Source organism: Bdellovibrio sp. HCB290, assembly GCF_047305925.1.
In the GTDB taxonomy this organism is placed as follows: Bacteria; Bdellovibrionota; Bdellovibrionia; order Bdellovibrionales; family Bdellovibrionaceae; genus Bdellovibrio.
On record NZ_CP178620.1, the window covers coordinates 1089223 to 1110354 of the forward strand.

17 protein-coding genes are annotated in these 21132 nt (G+C 47.6%); 9 read left to right on the top strand and 8 right to left on the bottom strand.

Translation table 11 applies throughout. The annotated features are described in order from the left end of the window. The first annotated feature begins 1 nt into the window (after window position 1). Genes kdpA through ACLVWU_RS05365 form a run of 5 tightly spaced genes read left to right on the top strand, consistent with a single transcriptional unit; the run spans window position 2 to window position 7672 of the window. A complete protein-coding gene (gene kdpA / locus ACLVWU_RS05345; RefSeq protein ID WP_413577903.1) occupies window positions 2–1672 on the top strand; it encodes a potassium-transporting ATPase subunit KdpA in 1671 nt (556 codons plus the stop codon). A gap of 12 nt (window positions 1673–1684) precedes the next feature. Continuing rightward, complete coding sequence (gene kdpB, locus ACLVWU_RS05350) at window positions 1685–3763, top strand: potassium-transporting ATPase subunit KdpB (RefSeq protein WP_413577905.1); 2079 nt, start codon at window positions 1685–1687, stop codon at window positions 3761–3763. Beyond that, window positions 3760–4299, top strand: a complete 540-nt coding sequence (gene kdpC, locus ACLVWU_RS05355; RefSeq protein ID WP_413577906.1) for a K(+)-transporting ATPase subunit C — start codon at window positions 3760–3762, stop codon at window positions 4297–4299. Before kdpB ends, kdpC begins: the two co-directional genes overlap by 4 nt. Continuing rightward, a complete protein-coding gene (locus ACLVWU_RS05360) occupies window positions 4296–6980 on the top strand; it encodes an ATP-binding protein (protein ID WP_413577907.1) in 2685 nt (894 codons plus the stop codon). The genes kdpC and ACLVWU_RS05360 overlap by 4 nt, the downstream gene beginning before the upstream one ends. Then, on the top strand, window positions 6977–7672 hold the full coding sequence (locus ACLVWU_RS05365; RefSeq protein ID WP_413577908.1) for a response regulator: 696 nt from the start codon (window positions 6977–6979) through the stop codon (window positions 7670–7672). The genes ACLVWU_RS05360 and ACLVWU_RS05365 overlap by 4 nt, the downstream gene beginning before the upstream one ends. Window positions 7673–7692: 20 nt before the next feature. Here ACLVWU_RS05365 and ACLVWU_RS05370 read toward each other — a convergent pair whose 3' ends face one another. From ACLVWU_RS05370 to radA, 3 genes are all read right to left on the bottom strand, one after another. Then, the gene (locus tag ACLVWU_RS05370; RefSeq protein ID WP_413577909.1) at window positions 7693–8793 is read right to left on the bottom strand and encodes a hypothetical protein; all 1101 of its coding nucleotides are present in this window, start codon (window positions 8791–8793) and stop codon (window positions 7693–7695) included. Window positions 8794–8940: 147 nt separating this feature from the next. Then, the gene (locus tag ACLVWU_RS05375; RefSeq protein ID WP_413577910.1) at window positions 8941–9315 is read right to left on the bottom strand and encodes a Crp/Fnr family transcriptional regulator; all 375 of its coding nucleotides are present in this window, start codon (window positions 9313–9315) and stop codon (window positions 8941–8943) included. Between the two features lie 23 nt (window positions 9316–9338). After that, on the bottom strand, window positions 9339–10739 hold the full coding sequence (radA, locus tag ACLVWU_RS05380; protein ID WP_413577912.1) for a DNA repair protein RadA: 1401 nt from the start codon (window positions 10737–10739) through the stop codon (window positions 9339–9341). A gap of 70 nt (window positions 10740–10809) precedes the next feature. Between radA and ACLVWU_RS05385 the strand changes: the two genes are divergently transcribed. From ACLVWU_RS05385 to ACLVWU_RS05395, 3 genes are read left to right on the top strand one after another with little or no spacing between them, the layout of a single operon-like run. Further along, window positions 10810–13197 carry a transglycosylase SLT domain-containing protein gene (locus ACLVWU_RS05385; RefSeq protein WP_413577913.1) on the top strand — a complete coding sequence of 796 codons (2388 nt, stop codon included), beginning with the start codon at window positions 10810–10812 and terminating at the stop codon, window positions 13195–13197. A gap of 22 nt (window positions 13198–13219) precedes the next feature. Continuing rightward, the gene (locus ACLVWU_RS05390) at window positions 13220–14152 is read left to right on the top strand and encodes an ABC transporter permease (RefSeq protein WP_413577915.1); all 933 of its coding nucleotides are present in this window, start codon (window positions 13220–13222) and stop codon (window positions 14150–14152) included. Next, on the top strand, window positions 14149–14976 hold the full coding sequence (locus ACLVWU_RS05395) for an ABC transporter permease (protein ID WP_413577917.1): 828 nt from the start codon (window positions 14149–14151) through the stop codon (window positions 14974–14976). Before ACLVWU_RS05390 ends, ACLVWU_RS05395 begins: the two co-directional genes overlap by 4 nt. A 134-nt stretch (window positions 14977–15110) precedes the next feature. Here the strand turns inward: ACLVWU_RS05395 and ACLVWU_RS05400 are convergent, their stop codons facing one another. The 5 genes from ACLVWU_RS05400 to ACLVWU_RS05420 all read right to left on the bottom strand — a co-directional run bounded on the left by ACLVWU_RS05400 (window position 15111) and on the right by ACLVWU_RS05420 (window position 19502). Then, window positions 15111–15929 carry an outer membrane protein OmpK gene (locus ACLVWU_RS05400; RefSeq protein ID WP_413577918.1) on the bottom strand — a complete coding sequence of 273 codons (819 nt, stop codon included), beginning with the start codon at window positions 15927–15929 and terminating at the stop codon, window positions 15111–15113. A 71-nt stretch (window positions 15930–16000) separates the two neighbouring features. Beyond that, entirely contained in the window at window positions 16001–17101 is a 1101-nt protein-coding gene (gene ychF / locus ACLVWU_RS05405) for a redox-regulated ATPase YchF (protein ID WP_413577919.1), read from the bottom strand. 47 nt (window positions 17102–17148) lie between these two features. After that, the gene (gene pth, locus ACLVWU_RS05410; protein ID WP_413577920.1) at window positions 17149–17718 is read right to left on the bottom strand and encodes an aminoacyl-tRNA hydrolase; all 570 of its coding nucleotides are present in this window, start codon (window positions 17716–17718) and stop codon (window positions 17149–17151) included. Window positions 17719–17825: 107 nt separating this feature from the next. Continuing rightward, a complete protein-coding gene (locus ACLVWU_RS05415; RefSeq protein ID WP_413577921.1) occupies window positions 17826–18491 on the bottom strand; it encodes a 50S ribosomal protein L25 in 666 nt (221 codons plus the stop codon). Between the two features lie 66 nt (window positions 18492–18557). Then, the gene (locus tag ACLVWU_RS05420; RefSeq protein WP_413578768.1) at window positions 18558–19502 is read right to left on the bottom strand and encodes a ribose-phosphate diphosphokinase; all 945 of its coding nucleotides are present in this window, start codon (window positions 19500–19502) and stop codon (window positions 18558–18560) included. A gap of 396 nt (window positions 19503–19898) precedes the next feature. On the opposite strand from ACLVWU_RS05420, the gene ACLVWU_RS05425 reads away from it, so the two are divergent. Beyond that, complete coding sequence (locus tag ACLVWU_RS05425; protein WP_413577923.1) at window positions 19899–21086, top strand: SUMF1/EgtB/PvdO family nonheme iron enzyme; 1188 nt, start codon at window positions 19899–19901, stop codon at window positions 21084–21086. The last annotated feature ends 46 nt before the right edge of the window (window positions 21087–21132 follow it).

Sequence of the window (21132 nt, forward strand, 5' to 3'; positions counted from 1 at the left end):
TATGGCATTTAGTACTGTGGATTTTATCCAGATTGTTTGCGCCCTTGGAGTCGTGACTCTTTTAACGCCTCTTCTGGGCAGTTATATGTTTCGAATATTCAGTGGTGATCGTCGCGGATTGATTCGTTTTTTGCGGCCCCTGGAATCAGGAATCTATAAAATTTCGGGAATTCGTGAAGATCAATCAATGAACTGGAAAGAGTATGCAAAGACTCTTTTGATTTTTAATTTTATCGGAATTGTATTCCTTATGGTCCTGCAGATGGCGCAGGCGTCCCTTCCTTTGAATCCAGAAAAATTTGGGAATCTTTCCTGGCACCTGGCTTTCAATACTGCCGTAAGTTTCGTTACGAATACCAACTGGCAGGCCTATTCGGGTGAAAGTACCATGAGCTATCTGACTCAGATGTTGGGTTTGGGAGTTCAGAACTTTGTCAGTGCGGCGACAGGGTTGGCGGTGCTGTTGGCCGTTGCGCGGGGACTCGCAAACAAACAAAGTCAAAATCTGGGAAATTTCTGGGTCGATCTGGTGCGCGGAACTGTGCATTTGCTTTTGCCATTGTCAGTTTTGTTGGCTGTCGCCTTGATGGGACAGGGTGTGGTGCAGAACTTTCGTTCCTATGACCACGTAAAAACGGTGGAGGGTGTGGAGCAAGTCATCCCTCAAGGACCCGCGGCTTCACAAATCGCGATCAAACAACTGGGATCCAATGGTGGTGGCTTTTTCGGGACAAACTCAGCGCATCCGTTGGAAAATCCGACGCCGCTATCAAACTTTTTAGAACTTATCAGTATTCTCGCTATAGCTGCGGGCTGCACTTATCTCTTTGGCTTGATGGTGGGCTCTCGTCGTCAAGGACTGGTTCTATTCGGAACCATGATGGCGATGATGATTCTGGTATTGGGTCTTTCTCTTTGGTCTGAATATAGTTTTGGAACGATGGAAGGTAAAGAAACTCGCTTTGGTGTGATGAATACCGTCTTGTGGTCCATCTTCACAACCTCAGCCTCCAACGGATCTGTGAATGGAACGCTCTCCAGCATGTCTCCGCTTTCAGGCGGGATTGCGATGCTCAACATGATGCTGGGTGAAGTGATCTTTGGCGGAGTCGGTGCCGGTATGTACGGCATCTTGCTTTTCGTAATTCTCACCGTTTTCCTGGCGGGACTGATGGTGGGACGCACGCCTGAATATCTGGGTAAGAAAATCGAAGCGCGGGAAATTACCTGGGTGATGATCGGTGTGTTGGCTCCCTGTGCAACGATTTTAATTGGGACGGCCTTGGCGGTGACCTCGAGCGCTGGTCTTGCGGGATTGGGACATCAAGGACCTCATGGACTTAGTGAAATTCTTTACGCTTTCACTTCTGGTGCGGGGAATAACGGCAGCTCCTTTGGCAGTCTGACCGTAAATTCAGTTTTCTATAATGTTTTGATAGGTATCGCGATGTTGATTGGCCGCTTTGCTGTGATTATTCCGGCCTTGGCAATAGCGGGCAGTCTGGGTGTTAAGAAAGTATCGCCGCCTTCTGTGGGAACTTTTCAAACTGATACGGTTTTATTCGGCGCGCTTTTAGGAGCGGTGATTCTGATCGTGGGCGCATTGACTTTCTTTCCGGCGCTTTCTTTAGGTCCAATATTAGAACACTTACTTTTGGTCACAAAAGTTTAAGGACAGGTAGTTATGCAGAATTCATTTTTTGACAAAAAACTTTTAGAAGAATCGATTGTTTCCAGTTTCAAAAAACTTCACCCGAAGGCGCAGTGGGGAAATCCTGTGATGATGATCACGTGGTTGGGGGCTCTTATTGTCAGCGTAGTTACCCTGACTCATATAGTATCGGGCGTATCCTTTGGATTTGAGTTGCAGATTGCATTGTGGCTTTGGTTCACAGTTCTATTCGCGAACTTTTCTGAAAGTTTGGCAGAAGGGCGGGGCAAAGCCCAAGCCGAGAGTATGCGCAACACCCGAACTCACAGTATTGCCCGTCTTATTCGAAACGGCAAAGAGGTCGCTGTCGCAGCCACGGAGCTTCGTAAGGGAAATGTGGTTGTGTGTGAGTCCGGTGACGTTATACCCGGTGACGGTGAAGTCATCGATGGTATTGCGACGGTCGATGAATCCGCCATTACGGGGGAGTCCGCTCCGGTGATTCGCGAAAGCGGTGGTGATCGCAGTGCGGTGACCGGGGGAACTCAAGTTATCAGTGACCGAATTTCAATTCGAATCACAGCGAACCCTGGCGAAAGCTTTCTGGATCGCATGATTTCCCTGGTCGAAGGTGCAAGCAGACAAAAGACACCGAATGAAATTGCCCTTGGAATTCTGCTGATCGCTTTGACCGTTGTTTTCCTGTTGGCGGTGGTAACATTGAAATTCTTTGCGGCTTTTTCGGCGCAGGCGGCAAATCAGGATCTTTCGGGCGTCGTGACGATTACAGTTCTTATCGCTTTGTTGATTTGTCTGATTCCGACGACCATTGGTGGCTTGTTAAGTGCAATCGGTATCAGTGGTATGGATCGCTTGATTCGCAAAAACGTTATCGCTAAAAGCGGACGAGCAGTGGAAGCCGCCGGCGATATCGATGTTCTGATGTTGGATAAAACGGGGACGATCACTTTGGGAAATCGCATGGCCAGTGAATTTATTCCGGTGCCGGGAGTTAATGAGGAAACTCTGGCTGAGGCATCTCAGCTAGCTTCGCTGAGTGATGAAACGCCTGAAGGTCGTTCGGTCGTCGTGCTGGCGAAACATAAGTTTTCTTTGCGTGCGAAAGCTTTGGGCCCGCATTCTGCTCAGTTCGTACCCTTTACCGCCCAGACTCGCATGAGCGGGGTGGACGTGAAAGTACCTGAAGGTGATCGCATGTTAAGAAAAGGCGCAGGTGATGCGATTCAAAAGCATGTGGAATCCCTAGGTGGAATCTATCCGTTGGCCGCAAAAGAAATCGTCGAAGGGATTGCCCGTAAAGGTGGAACGCCCCTGGTGGTTTCTGAAGGCAATCGGGTTTTAGGAGTAATCTATCTTAAAGATATAGTTAAAGGTGGTATCAAAGAGCGCTTCGCCGAACTTCGAAAAATGGGTATTAGAACTGTGATGGTCACCGGCGACAATCCTTTGACTGCGGCGGCCATCGCCGCTGAAGCGGGAGTTGATGACTATATTGCACAGGCCACTCCAGAAACAAAATTGGCGCGTATCCGCGAGGAACAGAGCAAGGGTCACTTAGTGGCAATGACAGGGGACGGGACGAACGATGCTCCCGCGTTAGCTCAAGCAGATGTTGGTGTTGCAATGAACACAGGAACGCAAGCGGCCCGAGAGGCCGGGAACATGGTCGACTTGGATTCCAATCCAACGAAGCTGATTGAAATCGTGGAAACAGGAAAACAGCTTTTGATGACTCGCGGGGCACTGACGACTTTCAGTGTGGCGAACGATGTTGCGAAGTATTTTGCAATTATCCCGGCGATGTTTGCGACTTTGTATGCAACTCAGGCAGCGCAAGGTCCGCTAGGAAGGCTTAACGTTATGGGTTTGCATTCAGCTCAAAGTGCGATCTTAAGTGCTGTGATCTTCAACGCGTTAATTATCATCTTGCTGGTACCATTGGCTTTGCGGGGGGTGAAATACAGTCCACGCGGTGCCAATGTGATTTTGCGCCAAAACATTCTGTTTTATGGAGTGGGCGGAATTATAGCTCCGTTCCTGGGTATTAAGATTATTGATTTGGTTGTTGTGGCTCTGGGAGTAGTGTCATGAAAAATTGGTTGATTGGCGTCAGAGTTTTTGTCGCTTTAAGTTTGTTAACTGGAATCCTTTATCCACTATCTATGGCGATTGTCGGAGATTTGATTTTCCCCTACCAGGTGAGGGGATCACTGATCGAGAACAATGGCAGCGTTGTCGGATCCGAACTTCTTTCGCAGAAATTCGTGGATAAAAAGTATTTCCAGTCGCGTCCTTCCATGAATGACTTCAATGGTACGGCATCGGTGGGAAGCAACATGTCTCTAGGTAATGACACACTTAAAAAAGCTACCACCGAACGTAAAGAAGCCGGAGCGACGCACGAACAGATTTATGCCTCGGGCAGTGGCTTAGATCCACATATCAGCCCCGAAGCAGCGCATGACCAAGTGGGAAGAATTGTCGGAGAGCGTAAATTGACGCTAGAGCAAAGGCATCTAGTATTGGCTTTGATTCAGGAATATACTGAGCCTCGCCAGTGGGGGTTCCTAGGGGAACCTCGAGTGAATGTGTTAAAACTCAATTTGGCATTGGACCATAAATTATGAGTGATGAGTATCGCCCGAATCCGGATCGCCTTTTAGAGGGGGTTCAAAAAGAAGAAGAGGCCTTGAACAAAGGTCATCTTCGGATTTTTTTCGGGATGTGCCCTGGTGTGGGTAAGACTTATGCGATGCTTAAATCAGCGCAAGAGCAAATTCGCCAAGGGACGGATCTGATCGTCGGTGTGGTTGAAACGCACGGACGAAAGGAAACTGAAGAGCTTATTTTGGGCCTCGATGTCGTTCCGAAAATAAAAATTCAATATAAAGATACCGTACTTGAAGAAATGGATTTGGATGCGATCCTCGCGCGGCGTCCGCATCTTGTTCTGGTTGATGAATTGGCTCATACGAATGCCCCTGGTTCCCGTCACCCGAAAAGATATCAAGATGTTTTGGAAATGCTGGATGCGGGCATTAATGTCTATACGACGATCAATGTCCAACATATTGAAAGTCGCTCGGATCTGGTCCAGCAGATAACCGGAGTTCGGGTTTTTGAGCGTGTGCCTGATTCGGTCGTGGATCGTGCGCAACAAATCGAACTGGTCGATATCAGTGCGCAGAATTTGCGCAAACGCCTTCAAGAGGGAAAAGTTTATCAAGGGGATCGCGTCGCGAAAGCGGAAGAGAACTTTTTTAAAGAAGCCCATCTTCATGCCCTTCGCGAATTAGCCCTTCGTTATACTGCCGAGAAAGTGGATCAGGATTTACAGGATCACATGCTTGTTCAAAGGGTTGTGGGTCCCTGGAATACTCAGGAACGACTAATGGTCGCGGTGGGGCACAGTCCCTATTCCGCACGATTGATCAGAACGACTCGTCGTATGGCTTATCATCTGGAAGCACCTTGGATTGCACTTTACGTGGATGTCGGTGTGCAGTTGGATCCCGCGGATGAAAATATGTTGCATAAGAATCTGGCCTTGGCGCGAGAGCTGGGTGCCGAAGTGGTTTCGGTCAGAGACGTCGACATTGCCCAAGCCATTCAGCGCACGTCCCATGAACGTAACGTCACGCAAATAATTATGGGGCGCCCCGAACGCCACTGGTGGAATATCTTTGATCGTCGCGGATCTTTGTTAGATCAATTGGTTCAAAAATCCAGCTCAGTGGACGTTCACGTTATTCGTCAGGAAGAGGAGAAAAAGAAAAAGGCTGTGCGTTGGACTCCGCCGGCACTTTATGCTCCAGGATCTGCGTATTGGAATACTTTTTGGTTTGTCGTCGGCATTACTGTTATCAGTGAACTGGTGAATCCGTATTTGGGTTATCGCGCGGTTGGATTTATTTTCCTTATGGGTATCCTGCTGATGGGTTTTATCACGACCCTGGGACCGATTTTATTTGCCGCGACGTTAAGTGTGCTGGTTTGGAACTTTCTTTTTATCCCGCCGCTTTTCACTATGCGTATTTCTGCGGCCGAAGACGTGATGATGTGTATCGCATATTTCTTTGTTGCTTTGATGGGTGGATTTTTAACCGCCAAGATTCGTCGCAGAGATCGTGATCTGCTGCAAAGAGATCAATTCAATAGAGCTTTGTATGAGCTTGTAAAAGACATGTCATCGTCAGTCACCGAAACCGAAGCCTGCCTTTCTGCCGAGCAAAATCTGCAAACTCTTCTGAATGGAAAAGTTAAAATTTTACTTGTGGATGCTTTGGGTAAGTTGGAGCGGAAACCCTATAACACTGCAAAGTTGAATGAAAAAGATCTGGCTCTGGCATTATGGTCTTTCGAAAACAAAAAGAAAGCGGGATGGCGGACAGATACTTTGACTGAATCAAGGTGTTTGAGTCTACCTCTTAAGGGCAAGAATGGACTGGTCGGCGTTTTGCTGTTTTATCCGCGTAAATCACAAGGTCTGTCCCTGGATCAAGAGAACCTTATGGAGACAGTGGCAAGCCAGCTGGCGATGTCTTTGGAGCGCTTGCAGCTGCAAAAACGATTGCAGGATGTAAAAGTTCTGGAGGCTTCAGAAAAATTACATCAGGCGCTGTTAAACTCAGTGTCGCACGAATTGCGCACGCCTTTGACTGCGATTATAGGTTCTGCATCCGCATTGCAGGATGCGAAAGTCAGTCCGACGGATGGTGTTCGCGGTGAGTTGATTGAGGCCGTGATCGAGTCTTCCCGGCGTTTGGATCAAGTCGTGGAAAATCTTTTGGACATGTCTCGCTTGAATTCCGGTGTTCTGAAGCCCAAGAAGCAATGGGTTGATTATGTCGATGTTATTGAAACTATGCTGGTGAAAATTAAACCTTTGATTTTGTCACATCAGATAGTTAAAAAGTTTGAAGTCGACCCTTGTTTTCTGCAGATGGATGAGCGTCTTATGGAGCATGCGGTATCCAACCTCATCATTAATGCTTCTCGTTATGCTCCCGACAATACGCCAATCGCGGTTCATTTAAGTCGGGAAGGCTCCTGGATTCGCTTAAAAGTCATTGATGAGGGACCGGGAATTCCGACCGCAAATCTAGAAAAGATCTTTGAAGCCTTTTATCGAATTCCCGGAAGCCCGACGGGGGGCGTGGGATTGGGGCTTGCTATTGTGAAGGCATTTGTTGAAGCTCATGGCGGTAAAGTTTATGCTCGTAACAGACAAGATCGCTCGGGTGCAGAGTTTGTGATCGATTTGCCGTTTGAAACTCCACCCTTGGCTCTGACTGAGGATGCAACATGAAGGACAGTCTTCGCAAAGTACTGGTAATCGATGATGAGAACGCGATTCGCAAACTACTGCGGGTAAGTTTGGAAGCGAATGCTTATCACGTGGATGAAGCCTCCAGCGGGCAAGAAGGTCTGGCGATGGCCGCCTCACTTCGTCCCGAGATTATTTTGTTGGACTTAGGGTTGCCGGATAAAAATGGTCTTTTGGTTCTAAAAGAAATTCGTGAATGGTCGCAGGTTCCAGTCATCGTGCTTACGGTTCAAAATTCTGATGAAGATAAAATCGCGGCGCTGGACGGTGGGGCCGATGACTATGTAACAAAACCTTTTAGTGTTCCAGAGCTTTTGGTGCGAATGAGGGTGGCTCTTCGTCATTCCAGTGGAGTGGTCGCAAGTAAAACTGAACTGCGCAGCGGTCCCTTGGTTGTCGATATTCCCGGGCATACGGTTCTTGTGGATGGCGAAATGATTAAGCTGACGGCCACTGAATTTAATATCGTAAAAGTACTAATCAAATATAAAGGCAAAGTCGTTACCCATCGTATGCTTCTGAACGAGATTTGGGGCCCCAACTCGGTTGAGCACACTCACTATTTGCGTGTCTATGTTGGAGCGGTTAGAAAGAAACTTAAAACTCGGGAAGACATCCCGGATCTTATCGAAACAGAAGCAGGAGTCGGGTATCGACTCCTGGATTTGGATTAAGTCGGCTAACTGGAGCTTTACTAGTTGGCGAAAGCTTTTTCAATGTCACGAATGAGCGACTGATTGAACTCCAGAGGATTCAATGTCCTTACATTCTTAATATCCTGAAAATTCGCTTCAAAATGTTTTCCAATTACTTGCAGAAGCTTGGCCAGAATTTGCTGTTGTTCTTCAGGATTATGAACTTTGTTTTTAATCGCATCCCAAAGTGCTGATCTTGCAGGAGCCAGCAAAAGATAAGGGTGCATCTCTTTATTGGCGATTGTGGCAGCAATGTCTTTTTGCCATTGTTGTAAATTAGCGGGCCCCCAGCTTTTATCAAACTGTCTATTTTCCAAAGTTATCCGCTTCAAATCTTTTTCCGAAAATCTAACGGCATACTTTGTTGCCGGATCCTTATACATCTTAACAGAGCTGGCAATAAGCGCATCACCAGATATGGCTTTATATATAATTCTTGGATCTTGAAAGCGAATTACTGACACTGTATCCGCAAACATCTCATTGTAAGCGGTCATGATTTTTAACACTTGCACACGGTCTGCCGACCGTTCGGCGGATACTTTAATTTCGGCGAATACTTTTACTTTATTGGCTTCTGCAGCGGACTTTTCTTCTGGAGTTTTGGCGTTGCGTATCGCATCCAATGCCGCCATGGTTTCTTTCAGCGCTGCTTGAGCACTCTCCATGCTGCCAGTGCGTTCGATTTCATAGGCTTCCCACAGGGGGGAGTATTTCTTAATATTTTGATTTAGAACGGCATGCCCGTATTCGTGGGCCAAAATGGCAGTCGTAAACTTTGGATGACTGCCTTTTTTTACTCCATACTTTAAAAATGTCGATGGAACACTGATGTAGTTGTCATCCTTTGAAAAAACACCGCCAACGCCAGGTTCAGTCATGGTGACTTTAAGATTCTCAGGGGTCTGCAGAGGACCTAACAAAGCATCAACGGAATTTAAAAAATCCTGATATTGCTTTTGAGTCAGAAGGGAAGGGCCGGTCACCTCAAGTGACCTGTTAGCAGGTTCTCCGAATATAGCTTCGCAGCGTTCAGCCGCGATGCCGGGTTGAGAAATAACCGTCAAAAGAATAGACACATTCAGAAGGGACTTCTTCATTCGAATCTCCAATGAGATCCCCTTCAGCAAACCCTGCGCCAGCCCCTGAGCGAATAGCATAGACTGCGCCAGTTGAAGCAATTGACAGGGGCTCAAATTTGCCGATTTTAGAATGAAAAAGCCCTCGTTGGAGGGCCTTATTTAAGTTTAAGCCTGTTGGTCTTTTTGGTCTTCCATCATTTTCTTTAAACGACCGACAAACGCCTTTAACATGCAGTTTGCCCATACCGGCAGGTCGTTAAGTAGCTCTTGAAAGCCATCTTCGGAAACTCGTACAACAACCACATCAGTAACACACTTTGCAGAGGCAGAGCGGGCAGCGTTGTCCAGCATGGCAAACTCACCAAAGGATTCGCCCTCATTGATGGTGCTAATTTCAACTTCCTTGCCAGTTCGATCCATGGTGCAGATTTTTACGGTGCCGGACTCGATGATGTAGAAGTGTCGTTCCACATCCCCTTGAAAGAAAATAAATTCTCCGGCTTTGAACTCCTGCTTATGAAGCTGCTCAAGTGCTGACATTCGCCTCTGCCCCTTTTGGTGGTTTAAATTATTCTACTCAGATCTTTGACGTTCTTGATATAAGAAATTTTCTTATCACCAGAAATTTTCAGATCCGCCAGATGCCGTTTGTTCGAGTGTGGAATCACGAAGTGCTGGAAGCCCAGCTTATCAGCTTCTTTGATTCGGCTTTCAACGAAGGAAACCCCGCGAACTTCACCGGTCAAACCGATCTCACCAAAGAAAACCGTTTTTGCGTCAAGATCGCGTCGGCCTTCCGTCGACAAAATGGCAGCAGCGACTGCCAAATCCGCAGCCGGTTCAATCAATTTCAATCCACCCACGACGTTTACGAAAATATCATTGCTCGACAGGCGTACATCCAAGTGACGATCCAAAACCGCCGTCAGTAAATGCAGGCGGTTCACATCAATACCCAAGGAAGTACGACGAGGCATCGCCATATTCGTGGAAAGTGTCAGGGCTTGAACTTCACACAAAAGCGGACGAGTCCCTTCCATCGAAGCAAAAACCGCAGAGCCGATCAGTTGATCGCCACGTTCTTCCAGGAAAAGTTCCGAAGGATTCAGAACTTCTTCCAAACCTTTGGAGTTCATTTGGAAAACACCCAGTTCATGAGCGGCACCAAAGCGATTTTTCAAAGTGCGCAATAAACGGAAATCATAGGAAGTATCGCCATCAAACGAGAGCACGCAGTCCACCATGTGCTCCAATACTTTTGGACCCGCGATCGTGCCATCTTTAGTAACGTGACCAATCAGGATCACGGCGATGCCGTCTTGTTTTGCTAAGCCCATCAAATGCCCGGCGCACTCGCGAACTTGTGATACGGAACCCGGTGCCGCCTGCAAATCAGACAAATACATAGTTTGAATCGAGTCGACGACCAGAACATCCGGTTTTTTATGGCGAGCTAGTTCCATCACGTTATGAAGGTTGCTTTCCGCACCCACTTCGATAAGCGGGGAGCGAATCCCCAAGCGATGTGCGCGGGAGCCCGTTTGTGAAACGCTTTCCTCGCCCGAAATATAAAGAATCTTGCGCTTGTCAGCGGCAAGGCCGCCGGCCATTTGTAAAAGCAAAGTCGATTTACCAATTCCCGGTGATCCGCCCAATAACACGAAGCTTCCACGCGCCAATCCGCCGCCCAGTACGCGATTCAACTCTTGGAATCCCGTATCAAAGCGATCCAATTTAATCGCCTCAAGGCTTTGGTCCAGAGACACTGGTTTACCTGCTCCAGGGGCAGTGCTTGTTTTTTCGACACTTCCTGTGGACCATCCTCTGGTTTTAGGCTCCTCCAGCTGCAATTCCTCGACGAAAGAATTCCACGCGCCGCAGTCAGAGCACTTACCTTCCCAGCGAGGTCGCTGGGCACCACAATTTTGACAGGTATAGACAGTTTTATTTTTCGATTTTGCCATAGATATTCGGTATCATTATTAGGAGATGGTGACAAGGATGACGCCATCTGAGATTCGAGGGAGTGACGGGATGCGGACCACAGCAAAGTCTGTTTTGATTTCTATTTTATTATCAGCGCCTTTGGCGATGGCTCAGTCTGGAAAAGACGAGCTGGATTCCTTTAAAAAGGCACTAGAGCAATTTAAAGCGAGTAAGTACGAACAAGCGATCCCGGTGTTCCAAACTATCGCGCAAAATAAAACCGAAATGCAGGAGTATGCGCGTTATTATTTGGCGCAATCTTACCTGAAAACTTCCAAATTGGATGAGGCTTATAAAGAGCTTGAAGCGATTCAATCGCTTTCTCCGAATGTGAAGATGACCATCGACGTGCAAAGTATGATGGGTCAAATCGATCTTGAGAAAAAGAATTTCAAAGATGCGGCGACAGTTTTTTCAAAACTTGAAAAGCGCACTCGCAATACCGAATCCTATCCTGAAATTATTTATAATCTTGCTGCTGCCGAACAAGGTTTGGGGAAGCGTGCACAAATGTGTAAATGGCTGGTGAAGCTTTATGAAAAGCATCCGGCGTACTCCAAAGTTGCAGACTGGGGAGTGGATCTTGCTGCCAATAAATTCGAAGGCAAGGAAACCGCTTGCGCAACCAGCACCGAGGACTTCCGTACTCGCGTAAGACATCTGTTGTTTGCAGGTCTTGATTCCCGGGCTCAATCTGAAATTAACACGATGAAATCCAATCTTGCAAAAGTGGACAAGTATCTTGCAGATAAACTGCAGGTACAGTTCTACATGCAAGAAGGGGAGCTGGGTAAAGCCGTTGATTTGCTAAAACCCTACTATGAAGAAAAGAAGCGTGATTTCGATTACCTGATTCTTTTCGCGTCAGCTTCCGCACGCGCCGGGGAAGTGCAGTTGGCAGTGGGATCTTATTACTCTGCTTACAAACTAAGTCCACGTTCCAAAACAGGTCGTCAGGCTTTGTACCAATCCGCGTTTTTAAGTTATCAGTTCCAGGATTACGATGGCGCCGCCCGCAGATTCCAGGAGTTCATGAAACTTTATCCGACTTCGGGTCTTACTAAAGATGCAAAGTGGCACATGGCTTGGCTAAAGTATCTTAAAGGTGATTATCAAGGTGCCAATAAAGCCTTCGCTGAAATGCAAAGTGAAAAGAGCCGTAACAAGCGGGCTTGGAAATCATTCCCGAACGACCGTGTCAGTTACTGGATGGCCATGAGTTTGTATCGCCAAGGCAAGATGACTGAGGCCCGCAATAAGATGGCGACTTTGGCGAAAGATCCGTTGATGGGTTACTACTCTATCGCGGCTCAGGAACGTCTAAAGAAAATGGAAGTTCTGCCTTTGCAAAAGTTGGCCACCACAAATCTTCCGACAACTCCACGTATGATTTCACGCTTTTCTGCCGGGGAGTTTTTGACCCCGAATGCAGATGACATCACTTATCGTGGTGACGAATCTGAATCCGAAGAAAATCTGATGATCACGCAGTACTCGACGGATGATGAAAAAGAAAGCGACGAAGAAGCGGCGGCCGAGGAAAATCCAGACACGAAAGCTGTGGAAGTTGCACAAGACGATGCGGCTCCGGCTGAAGGTGAAGCTTCTGAAGGCGGCGACAAGGTTGTCTTTAATAGTCCGGTGTTGATGAAGCGCTTCGAGCGTGCCCGTGATCTGATGATCATCGGTGAAAACGAATGGGCTCGTTGGGATCTTTATGACATCGAAAGAAAAACCCGCAATCGCGAACACTTGAAAACTTTGATGTCTGAGTATTCGACAGCAGGTCACTTCAATCGTTCTTCTTATATCGCGCAAGTGACGTTCGGGACGACTCGCGCAACACAAGGTGTTGACGGCGGTCGTGCGATGTGGGAACTGGCGTACCCGCGTGCGTTCTCAGACTCAGTTGATAAGTATACGAAAAAGTTCACAGTACCTACGGAACTTGTTTGGGGCATCATGAGAGCCGAGAGTTCTTATCGCCGTGATGCGATTTCCCCGGTGGGTGCATTGGGTTTGATGCAGGTCATGCCATTTACGGGTTACAAAGTGGCGACGATGGTAGGGGCGAAGGATTTCAAACCGACTCAGCTGCTTGAACCAGACACTGCGGTGCAAATTGGTTCGCGTTATTTGAAACGTCTGATGGATCGCTTTGATAACACGATCCCGTTGGTCGCGGCTGGTTACAACGCCGGACCTCACCGTGTGAAAAACTGGCTGGTGTCTTTTGGTACTTTGGAAACGGACGAGTTCATTGAACACATTCCGTTCCTGGAAACCCGCAACTATGTAAAACGTGTGGTATCAAACGCCTACGTTTACGGAAAATTGTACGGCAACAATAACAACCTTTTCCCATACCTCTCTGAAGCAGTTCCTGTAAAAGTAAATGCAGAGCTGGTAGGAAAAGAAAACTGGGACGATATCTAAATCGGATTTTGAAAGAGCAGCATTGAATAACAACTGGGTGCGTTTTTTAATTAAGAAAGCTTTTGAAATTATAGCGTCACTGGCGGTGCTGGTGACGTTTTGTTTTTTATTGCTGAAAGCTTTGCCGGGCGGGCCCTTTGATGAAGAAGCGGCTTTGCATCCGACCGTCAAAGCAGCCTTGATTTCGCAGTGGGGGATTCAGGAATCATCCCTGGTTCAAAGTGGCAAGTACCTGAGTTCGTTGTTGCACGGTGATTTGGGCGTTTCGATGTCTCGTCCTGATCAATCAGTGTCTTCTATTATTTCCAATGGCTTTGCGAATACTTTTAGTTTGAATTTGGTGGCCTTGATCGTGGTGCTGGTCGGTGCCTTTGTATTAGCCCTGACTTCGCAGCGCTATCGTGGTGGTTACTTTGAAAAAACCGTGGATCAGTTGATGATCACGTTTATCTCTCTTCCCAGTTTGTTCTGGGGACCTTTGTTGATTTACTTCTTTGGATTCTACTTCGATCTTTTGCCCACGGCATTCTTAACAGAGCCTAAAAACTATATTCTGCCGGTTTTGACATTGTGTGTGCGCCCGATGGCGATCTTGGTGCGCTTGCTTAAGACTTCCTTAAAGGACAACTACGAACTGGATTACGTTCGTACGGCCAAGGCCAAGGGTGCGCAAGAGTGGCAGGTTCTGACTCATCACGTGCTTCGTAATTCCTTGGTTCCATTCTTAAGTTTTCTGGGGCCGTTGCTAGTGGGTTTGTTATCGGGATCCTTCCTGGTCGAAATGCTATTTGCAATTCCCGGATTAGGTGGCCAGTTCATTATCGCCTTGGGCGATCGTGATTACACCTTGATCGTGGGCCTGACTTTGTTTTACGGGGCATTGCTGATCATCGTAAATTCATTTATCGACGTTTTAATTCGCGCGGTGGATCCAAGAATTCGGGAGGAAGCATGAAGCGTCCTTCGGTGATTCTGGCGATTTCGTTTTTATCTTTGCTATTGGTAGCCGTCATTGTGGGGCCGTGGTTTTTTACCCAAGGCTATGAACAGAACGTCGAGCAGACGCTTCTTTCCCCAACGTGGGCCCATTTGTTTGGAACCGACTCATTAGGCCGGGATTTATTTGCGCGAGTGCTTTTGGGTGCGCGGGTCTCATTAACTGTGGGGGTCGTCTGTGCAATTCTGACCTTCTTAATCGGTCTGGTTTATGGTGCAGTGGCTGGTTGGTTCGAGGGAGGCACGGATCGCGTGATGATGCGCTTTTGTGATATCGTCATGGCGATTCCTAGTTTTATTCTGGTCGCGGTCTTGTGCCTAAGTGTTCAGGTGATCCTACCTATTCAAGATCCGCAGTGGGCAGCCTTGGTGGGATTATGCGTGGGTATTTCTTTTACTCATTGGATTAATCTGGCTCGTGTTACGCGCGGGATGGTGATTGAAACCAAACGAAAACCGTTTGTGGAAGCAGCGATCTCAATCGGCGGCAACAGTGCACATATTATTGCCCGCCATATTTTACCCAATATCGTAAGTTCATTATTGGTGCTGGTAGCGATGCAAATTCCGACTAATATCCTTTATGAAAGCTTCATGAGCTTCATTGGTATCGGCGTGCATCCGCCTTACACCAGCTGGGGCATCCTGGTCTCTGAGGGCTGGAAAACTCTTTCAAGTTTTCCGCATTTGATTTTATTTCCAAGTTTGATTTTGTTTCTGACCGTGTGGAGCTTCCACATCCTGATCGACTTCGCCCGCGAGCAACGACATCGTTCGGAATAGAGGAGTGAGGGCAAAGTTGTCAGTTTGTACATCCGATACGGATGTACAAACTGACAACTTTGCCCACAAGACACAAAAAAGCCCCAACCGAAACAGTTGAGGCTTTTGCATTGGAGAAAGTAAGTCCGTACCTTTTAGAATTTGTAAATGACGGCGAAGTAGTGTCCGATGCCCGATGTTTCTCCTGCGATTCCGCCGGATTTAAAGAGCGCCATGTTTTGGTAGTACTTCGGGCCATATCCGACAGCGTACTGTTTGGAGTGCCAGTAGAAACCGTTGAACCATTCAAGTGACCAAGATGTACGATCCACGTCGTCGGCGATTTTGTTGGCGCCGAACTTGTAGTCTAGGTAGCCCTGCCATGTGATGAATGATTTGTTTTCGAATTCCACAAGTGGCTTGAACCAGTTTGTTGTTAGGATATAGCCATTCCATTCGCCTTCGTCGTCGGCATCAAAGTTTTCGCGCACGTGGCGGGCCATCAGGTTCGCACCCAGTTTGCCCAACCATGGAACTTGAATGTCGGTTCCTAAGCCGATGTACTGTTCAAATAAATCGCGATCGCCGACGTAGAAAAGTGTGGAAATAAACCACTCTTGAATCGGGCCTGCTGTCAGGTCGTGACCTGTCATGTAGTCCAGGGATAAGCGCGGACCGAATTTGAAGAAGAAATTATCGCCGTCATGGCGGTCACTTTTTGAAGAATCGAAAGTATCAAAGACATCGAGGAAGCCGTAGAGATCCACAATTCCCGAACGACCACCGAATTCCAATTCAAAATAAGTGTCGTTCTGTTTCTCGAACGGGATCTTATTGTCTATGGATTGTATGAAATTGAACTGGAACCACTTGTAATCACCTTTGTGAATGTCACCGTCAGTGACTTTCGCGGCGAAAGCAGCAGGGGACAGGGTAAGAACAACTAGCAACGTGCTAAAAAACTTCTGAAACATGATTCCTCACTAACATTTGTCTAAGTGTCCGAAAAAGAATAAAGGGTCCCTTGCGGAACCCTTTAAAAAAATTAAACGTTGAAACGGAAGAATAAAACGTCGCCGTCTTTTACGACGTACTCTTTACCTTCCACGCGGTACTTGCCCGCATCCTTAACCGCTTGCTCGGACTTGTAAGTGAACAAGTCTTCACAGTGGTAAGTTTCTGCACGGATGAAACCTTTTTCGAAATCCGTATGGATTACGCCCGCTGCTTGTGGAGCTTTCGTGTTGGCGCGAATCGTCCAGGCACGAACTTCTTTTTCACCAGCAGTGAAGTAAGTTTGTAGACCCAAAAGCGTGTAAGCTTCACGGATCAAACGGTTCAAGCCGGGCTCTTCAGAACCCAAGGCTGCCAGGAAGTCAGCGCGATCTTCTGGTGGCAACAACGCGATCTCTGCTTCCATCGCAGAACAGATCAGGATTGTTTTATTGTTTTCTTCAGCAGCACGTTTTTCAACGGCTTTTGTCCAATCATTGCCGCCCGCTGCGAAATCAGCATCGTTTACGTTCATCGCGTAAAGAACTGGTTTTGCAGTCAGGAAGTGCATGTCTTTCATCATCAAAGCTTCTTGCTCGTCCAATTCGACAGAACGTGCAGGCAAGCCTTTGCCCAAAGCTTCAACGGCTTTTTTGGCAACTTCGTATTCCAATTTGATTTTTTTGTCGGCGCCAGTTTTCGCAGTTTTTTCGCGAGACTTCACGCGCTTTTCAGCTGAATCCAAATCCGCAAGCATCAACTCAGTGTTGATGATTTCGATATCACGAAGTGGATCCACGCTACCAGCAACGTGAATGATATTTGGGTCGTCAAAACAACGAACCACGTGCACGATCGCATCAGTTGCACGGATGTGGGAAAGGAATTGATTTCCCAAACCTTCACCCTGTGATGCGCCTTTTACGATACCCGCGATATCCACGAATTCCATAGTTGTTGGTATTACTTTTTGAGGCTTAATGAATGTAGTGATTTTATCCATGCGAGGATCTGGAACTGTTACCACACCCACGTTCGGATCGATTGTACAGAAAGGGTAGTTGGCTGCCTCTGCCTTAGCTGAAGTCAACGCATTGAAAAGCGTACTTTTACCAACGTTTGGAAGGCCGACGATACCGACTTGTAAAGCCATGAGTAACTCCTAAGTAAAAACCAAATTATAACACGGGGGAATGTAGCTTACCCGTTGAATTTTGTCGAAGCTTTTTGAATACCATCCAGAATGATACTCTCAATAGCGTCGATACCTTTGTTCAGGAAGTCCGGCATTTTGTCGAACTCCTCTTTCGTAAATTTACCCAAAACATAGTCTGCCACAGGGTAATTTGGGTTTTCAGGGCGACCGACGCCCAATTTCAGGCGAGCATAGTCCTGGGTGCCCAATAATTGCGAGATACTTTTGATTCCGTTGTGACCGCCGTGCCCACGGTTTTTATGAATTTTCATTTGATTGAAAGGCTGGTCGATGTCGTCATGAATCACAATCAAATGGTCGAGTGGGATCTTGTAGTAGCCCATCAGCGGCTGCACGGATTCACCAGACAGGTTCATATATGTTTGAGGCTTGCAGAAATAAAGCGTGTGACCTTGCCAGGAAGCCTGAGCCACCTCGGCCTTGAATTGGTTTTTAATAGAAGGATTGCCCAGGCCTTGCATGAAATAGTCGACAGCCATGAATCCAATATTGTGACGAGTGAGTTTGTACTCTCCACCTGGATTTCCTAAACCTACGACAAGCCATGATGACATAAAAACCTCATTAAGCCTTAATCAAAAAAAAAGGCGACTCGATGAGAGCCGCCTTTTTGGAAATAAAACAGTCTGTTTGCACTCCGACTTCGTCGGAGTAGTGGAAACTATTTTTTCGCAGCTGGAGCTTTTGCAGCAGCTGGAGCAGCTTTCGCAGCAGCAGCAGGTGCAGCGGCAGCAGCCGGAGCAGCAGCAGCTGGAGTTGCAGCAACTTCTTCTTCTTGAGCAGATACAACCGCGATAGTTGTGTCAGCAGAAGAGATCAATTTAGCAGAGCCAGAGATTTTCACGTCAGATGCGTGAAGAGCGTCGCCTACTGCCAAGTTAGAAACGTCAGCAGTGAAGAATTCAGGGATCTCAGTTGGAAGAACTTCGATCTCGATTTGACGGTTAACTACGTTCAACATACCGCCTTCAGATAGACCAACTGGTTTACCTTCAAGACGAACTTCAACGTTAACGCGAACTGCTTTTTTAAGATCAAGAGCATAGAAATCAACGTGTTGTGGACGGCGAGTAACTGGGTGAACGTCAACTTTTTTAACAAGTACAACGATACCGTTTGCTTCTTTAACACCAGATTTCAAGTTGAAAAGAGCATTCTCGTAAGCACGAACGTTGTACTTAACGATTTCTTTTTCACCAACTGTTACGCTTACTGGAGCGATAGCACCGTAGATAACTGCAGGAACTTGGCGGTTAACGCGCAATTCGCGGCTGTTACCTTTACCAGTTTGACGAGCTTCTACGTTTAGTTCGATTCTATTTTTCATAATGTCTTCCTTCTAGTCCGATAGAGGATTGGTTGTTGTTCTTCAGTTTCCTGAAGTGTTTTTATATTAATCAAATAAGCTGCTGACAGAATCATTTCCGTGGATTCGTTTGATCGCTTCCGCCAAAACGGGAGCTACAGAAACCACTTCGATTTTTCCGCAGGCCTTAGCCGCTTCCGATAACGGAACGGTGTCGGTGACCCATACTTTTTCAATAGGGCTTTCCTTCAGGCGAGTGATCGCAGGACCCGATAAAACGGGGTGCGTTGCAACAGCGAACACACGTTTTGCCCCATTCTTGTAGAGACTGTCAACTGCTTGTGTAAGGGTTCCAGCCGTATCAATCATATCGTCGACGATCACGGCAGTTTTTCCAGTCACATCCCCGATTAAGTGCAGCGCTTTAGCCTCGTTAGGGCCGGAACGGCGTTTATCGATGATGGCCATGCTGGATTCGATTCTTTTCGCGAAAGCGCGGGTTCTTTCCACCCCTCCGGCGTCAGGACTCACTGCGACAAAATCACTGCCCACACCGTGAGCTTCGCGCCAAGCACGAGCCAGAGTCGGAATCGCAAACAAGTGATCCACCGGTACATTGAAGAACCCTTGGATTTGGGCGGCATGCAGGTCCACGCAGACAACGCGATCAGCGCCCGCTGTGGTGATCAAATCTGCCATTAATTTCGCAGAGATAGGGGCGCGAGGCGCGACCTTTCTATCCTGGCGGGCATAACCGTAATAAGGGATCACAGCGGTGATGGAAGCTGCCGAAGCCCGGCGAAGCGCATCCAGCATCACGAAAAGCTCCATGTAGCTTTGGTTCACAGGCGGGCAGGTGCTTTGAATAACAAAGACATTCTGACCTCGAACACTTTCATGAATTTCGACTTGGATTTCCCCGTCGGCGAAGGTGCTGACCTCGGAATAACCGAGTTCAAGTCCCGCAGCAGCGGCCACTTTTTTAGCCAGCTCGGGGTTGGAATTAGCGGTAAATAGTTTTAGGCCCTTCATCACTCAAAGTCTCCAGAGTTGTCCCGGTTTTAGCGGGGTAGGGTTGCGTTTGAAGGACACTAGCAAACGCCATTGTCAGAGTAAAGTTAGGAAACCCTTTTTTTCGATTTCCCAGGGGCTATTCTGCAATGCCGTATTGTGAAAAACTTCGCTATCGGAGGAGTTTAGAAATTCTGCGGAGTGGGTGTCGGTTTGAAACTAGTTTGGGGTGCAATTTAAACAAGAAACGGTGGAAAAAACCTAGGGAATTCTCGCGTTTTGTCCGCAAATTAGCCCGTTTGCTGGGGGCTTTGGTCTACTTTTAATGTCGGAACACAAAACTTTCTCTGGAAAATGTCAAGAAGCGGTAAAAATAAGTCGTAGAGAGCATCAGTTATACCTTGGAGAGGGGAATCGATGAAAACATGGATCGCAAGCCTGCTTTGCGTTTCAATGACGAGCTTTTTAGTTTCGTGTTCGTCTGGCGAAGAGAGCGAAGTAGCGGCACCCTCTGATGATTCCACACAGTCTCCTGCTCCATCGCCAAGTCCCGCACCAACAGTAACTCCGGCGCCGACTGTGACGCCGTCTCCGACAGTTTCGCCATCTCCGACTGTGGAGCCTGTTCCAGCGCCATCACCAGCTCCGTCCCCAACGGCAGAGCCTTCTCCTACGCCTCAGCCAACGGTTGCGCCGACAGCGACCCCATCGCCGGCTCCTGAGCCACAACCAACTGTGGTGCCAAGTCCAAGCCCAACTGCTGAACCTTCACCAGAACCGAGTCCTTCTCCATCGCCAAGTCCGACGCCAGTTGTGGGTTGTCCTGCGAATTTTGAATTAGTTGCGGCGAACGCTTCGTTGGGAACTTCAGCGGTTTGTATTGCAAAATACGAGATGAAACAAAGTAACGGTGCCGCTGTTTCAACGGCGTCCGGGAAACCTTGGATTGCCAACAAAGCAACGGCCGCTGCGGCTTGTGCAAGTTTGGGTGTGACATATCGTTTGCCGACGAACGCCGAATGGAATGCAACGGCATTGGAAATTTATAGCCGCGGTGAAAATTGGACCGGCGGAGCAAAACTTTCCGGCACACTTTATACCGGTTACTATTCGGGATGGAGCGAGCCGGTTGAAGTCAGCAATGTGGCAAACCCTTACGATGGCACCGGAAAAAACAAGGGTGAAGAACGTCGTACCTTTGTTCTTGCCAGCGGTAATATGATTTGGGACTTCGGTGGAAATGCTTGGGAGTGGGTGAGTGATACTATTTACGGAAACTCTTACTCGCCAGATCTTTCATCCCCTTATGGTCGTAATTATCACAATAACACTTGGGATGTGAAGCCAGGATCTAAAGCGATGCTTGATTTTACCGGCATGTCAGATGTTCCTAAGAAGGATGTACTTCTGGGGAACTTGTTTGGCGGCAGCTCGGGTAAAGTGATTCGTGGCGGAGCGAACTGTGTGAATAACAAAGGCACAGTCGGTATCTTTACGGTTAATATCGGGGATATCACCGCGAATGAAGTGCAGGCGCCAGCATCATGGGGAATCAGCGTTCAGAACGTCGGCTTCCGTTGTGTGGCGACTCCGGGACAGTATTAGATTTTAAAATTCAATTTGTGCGTTTGGGTGAGCGTAATTGTAAGAG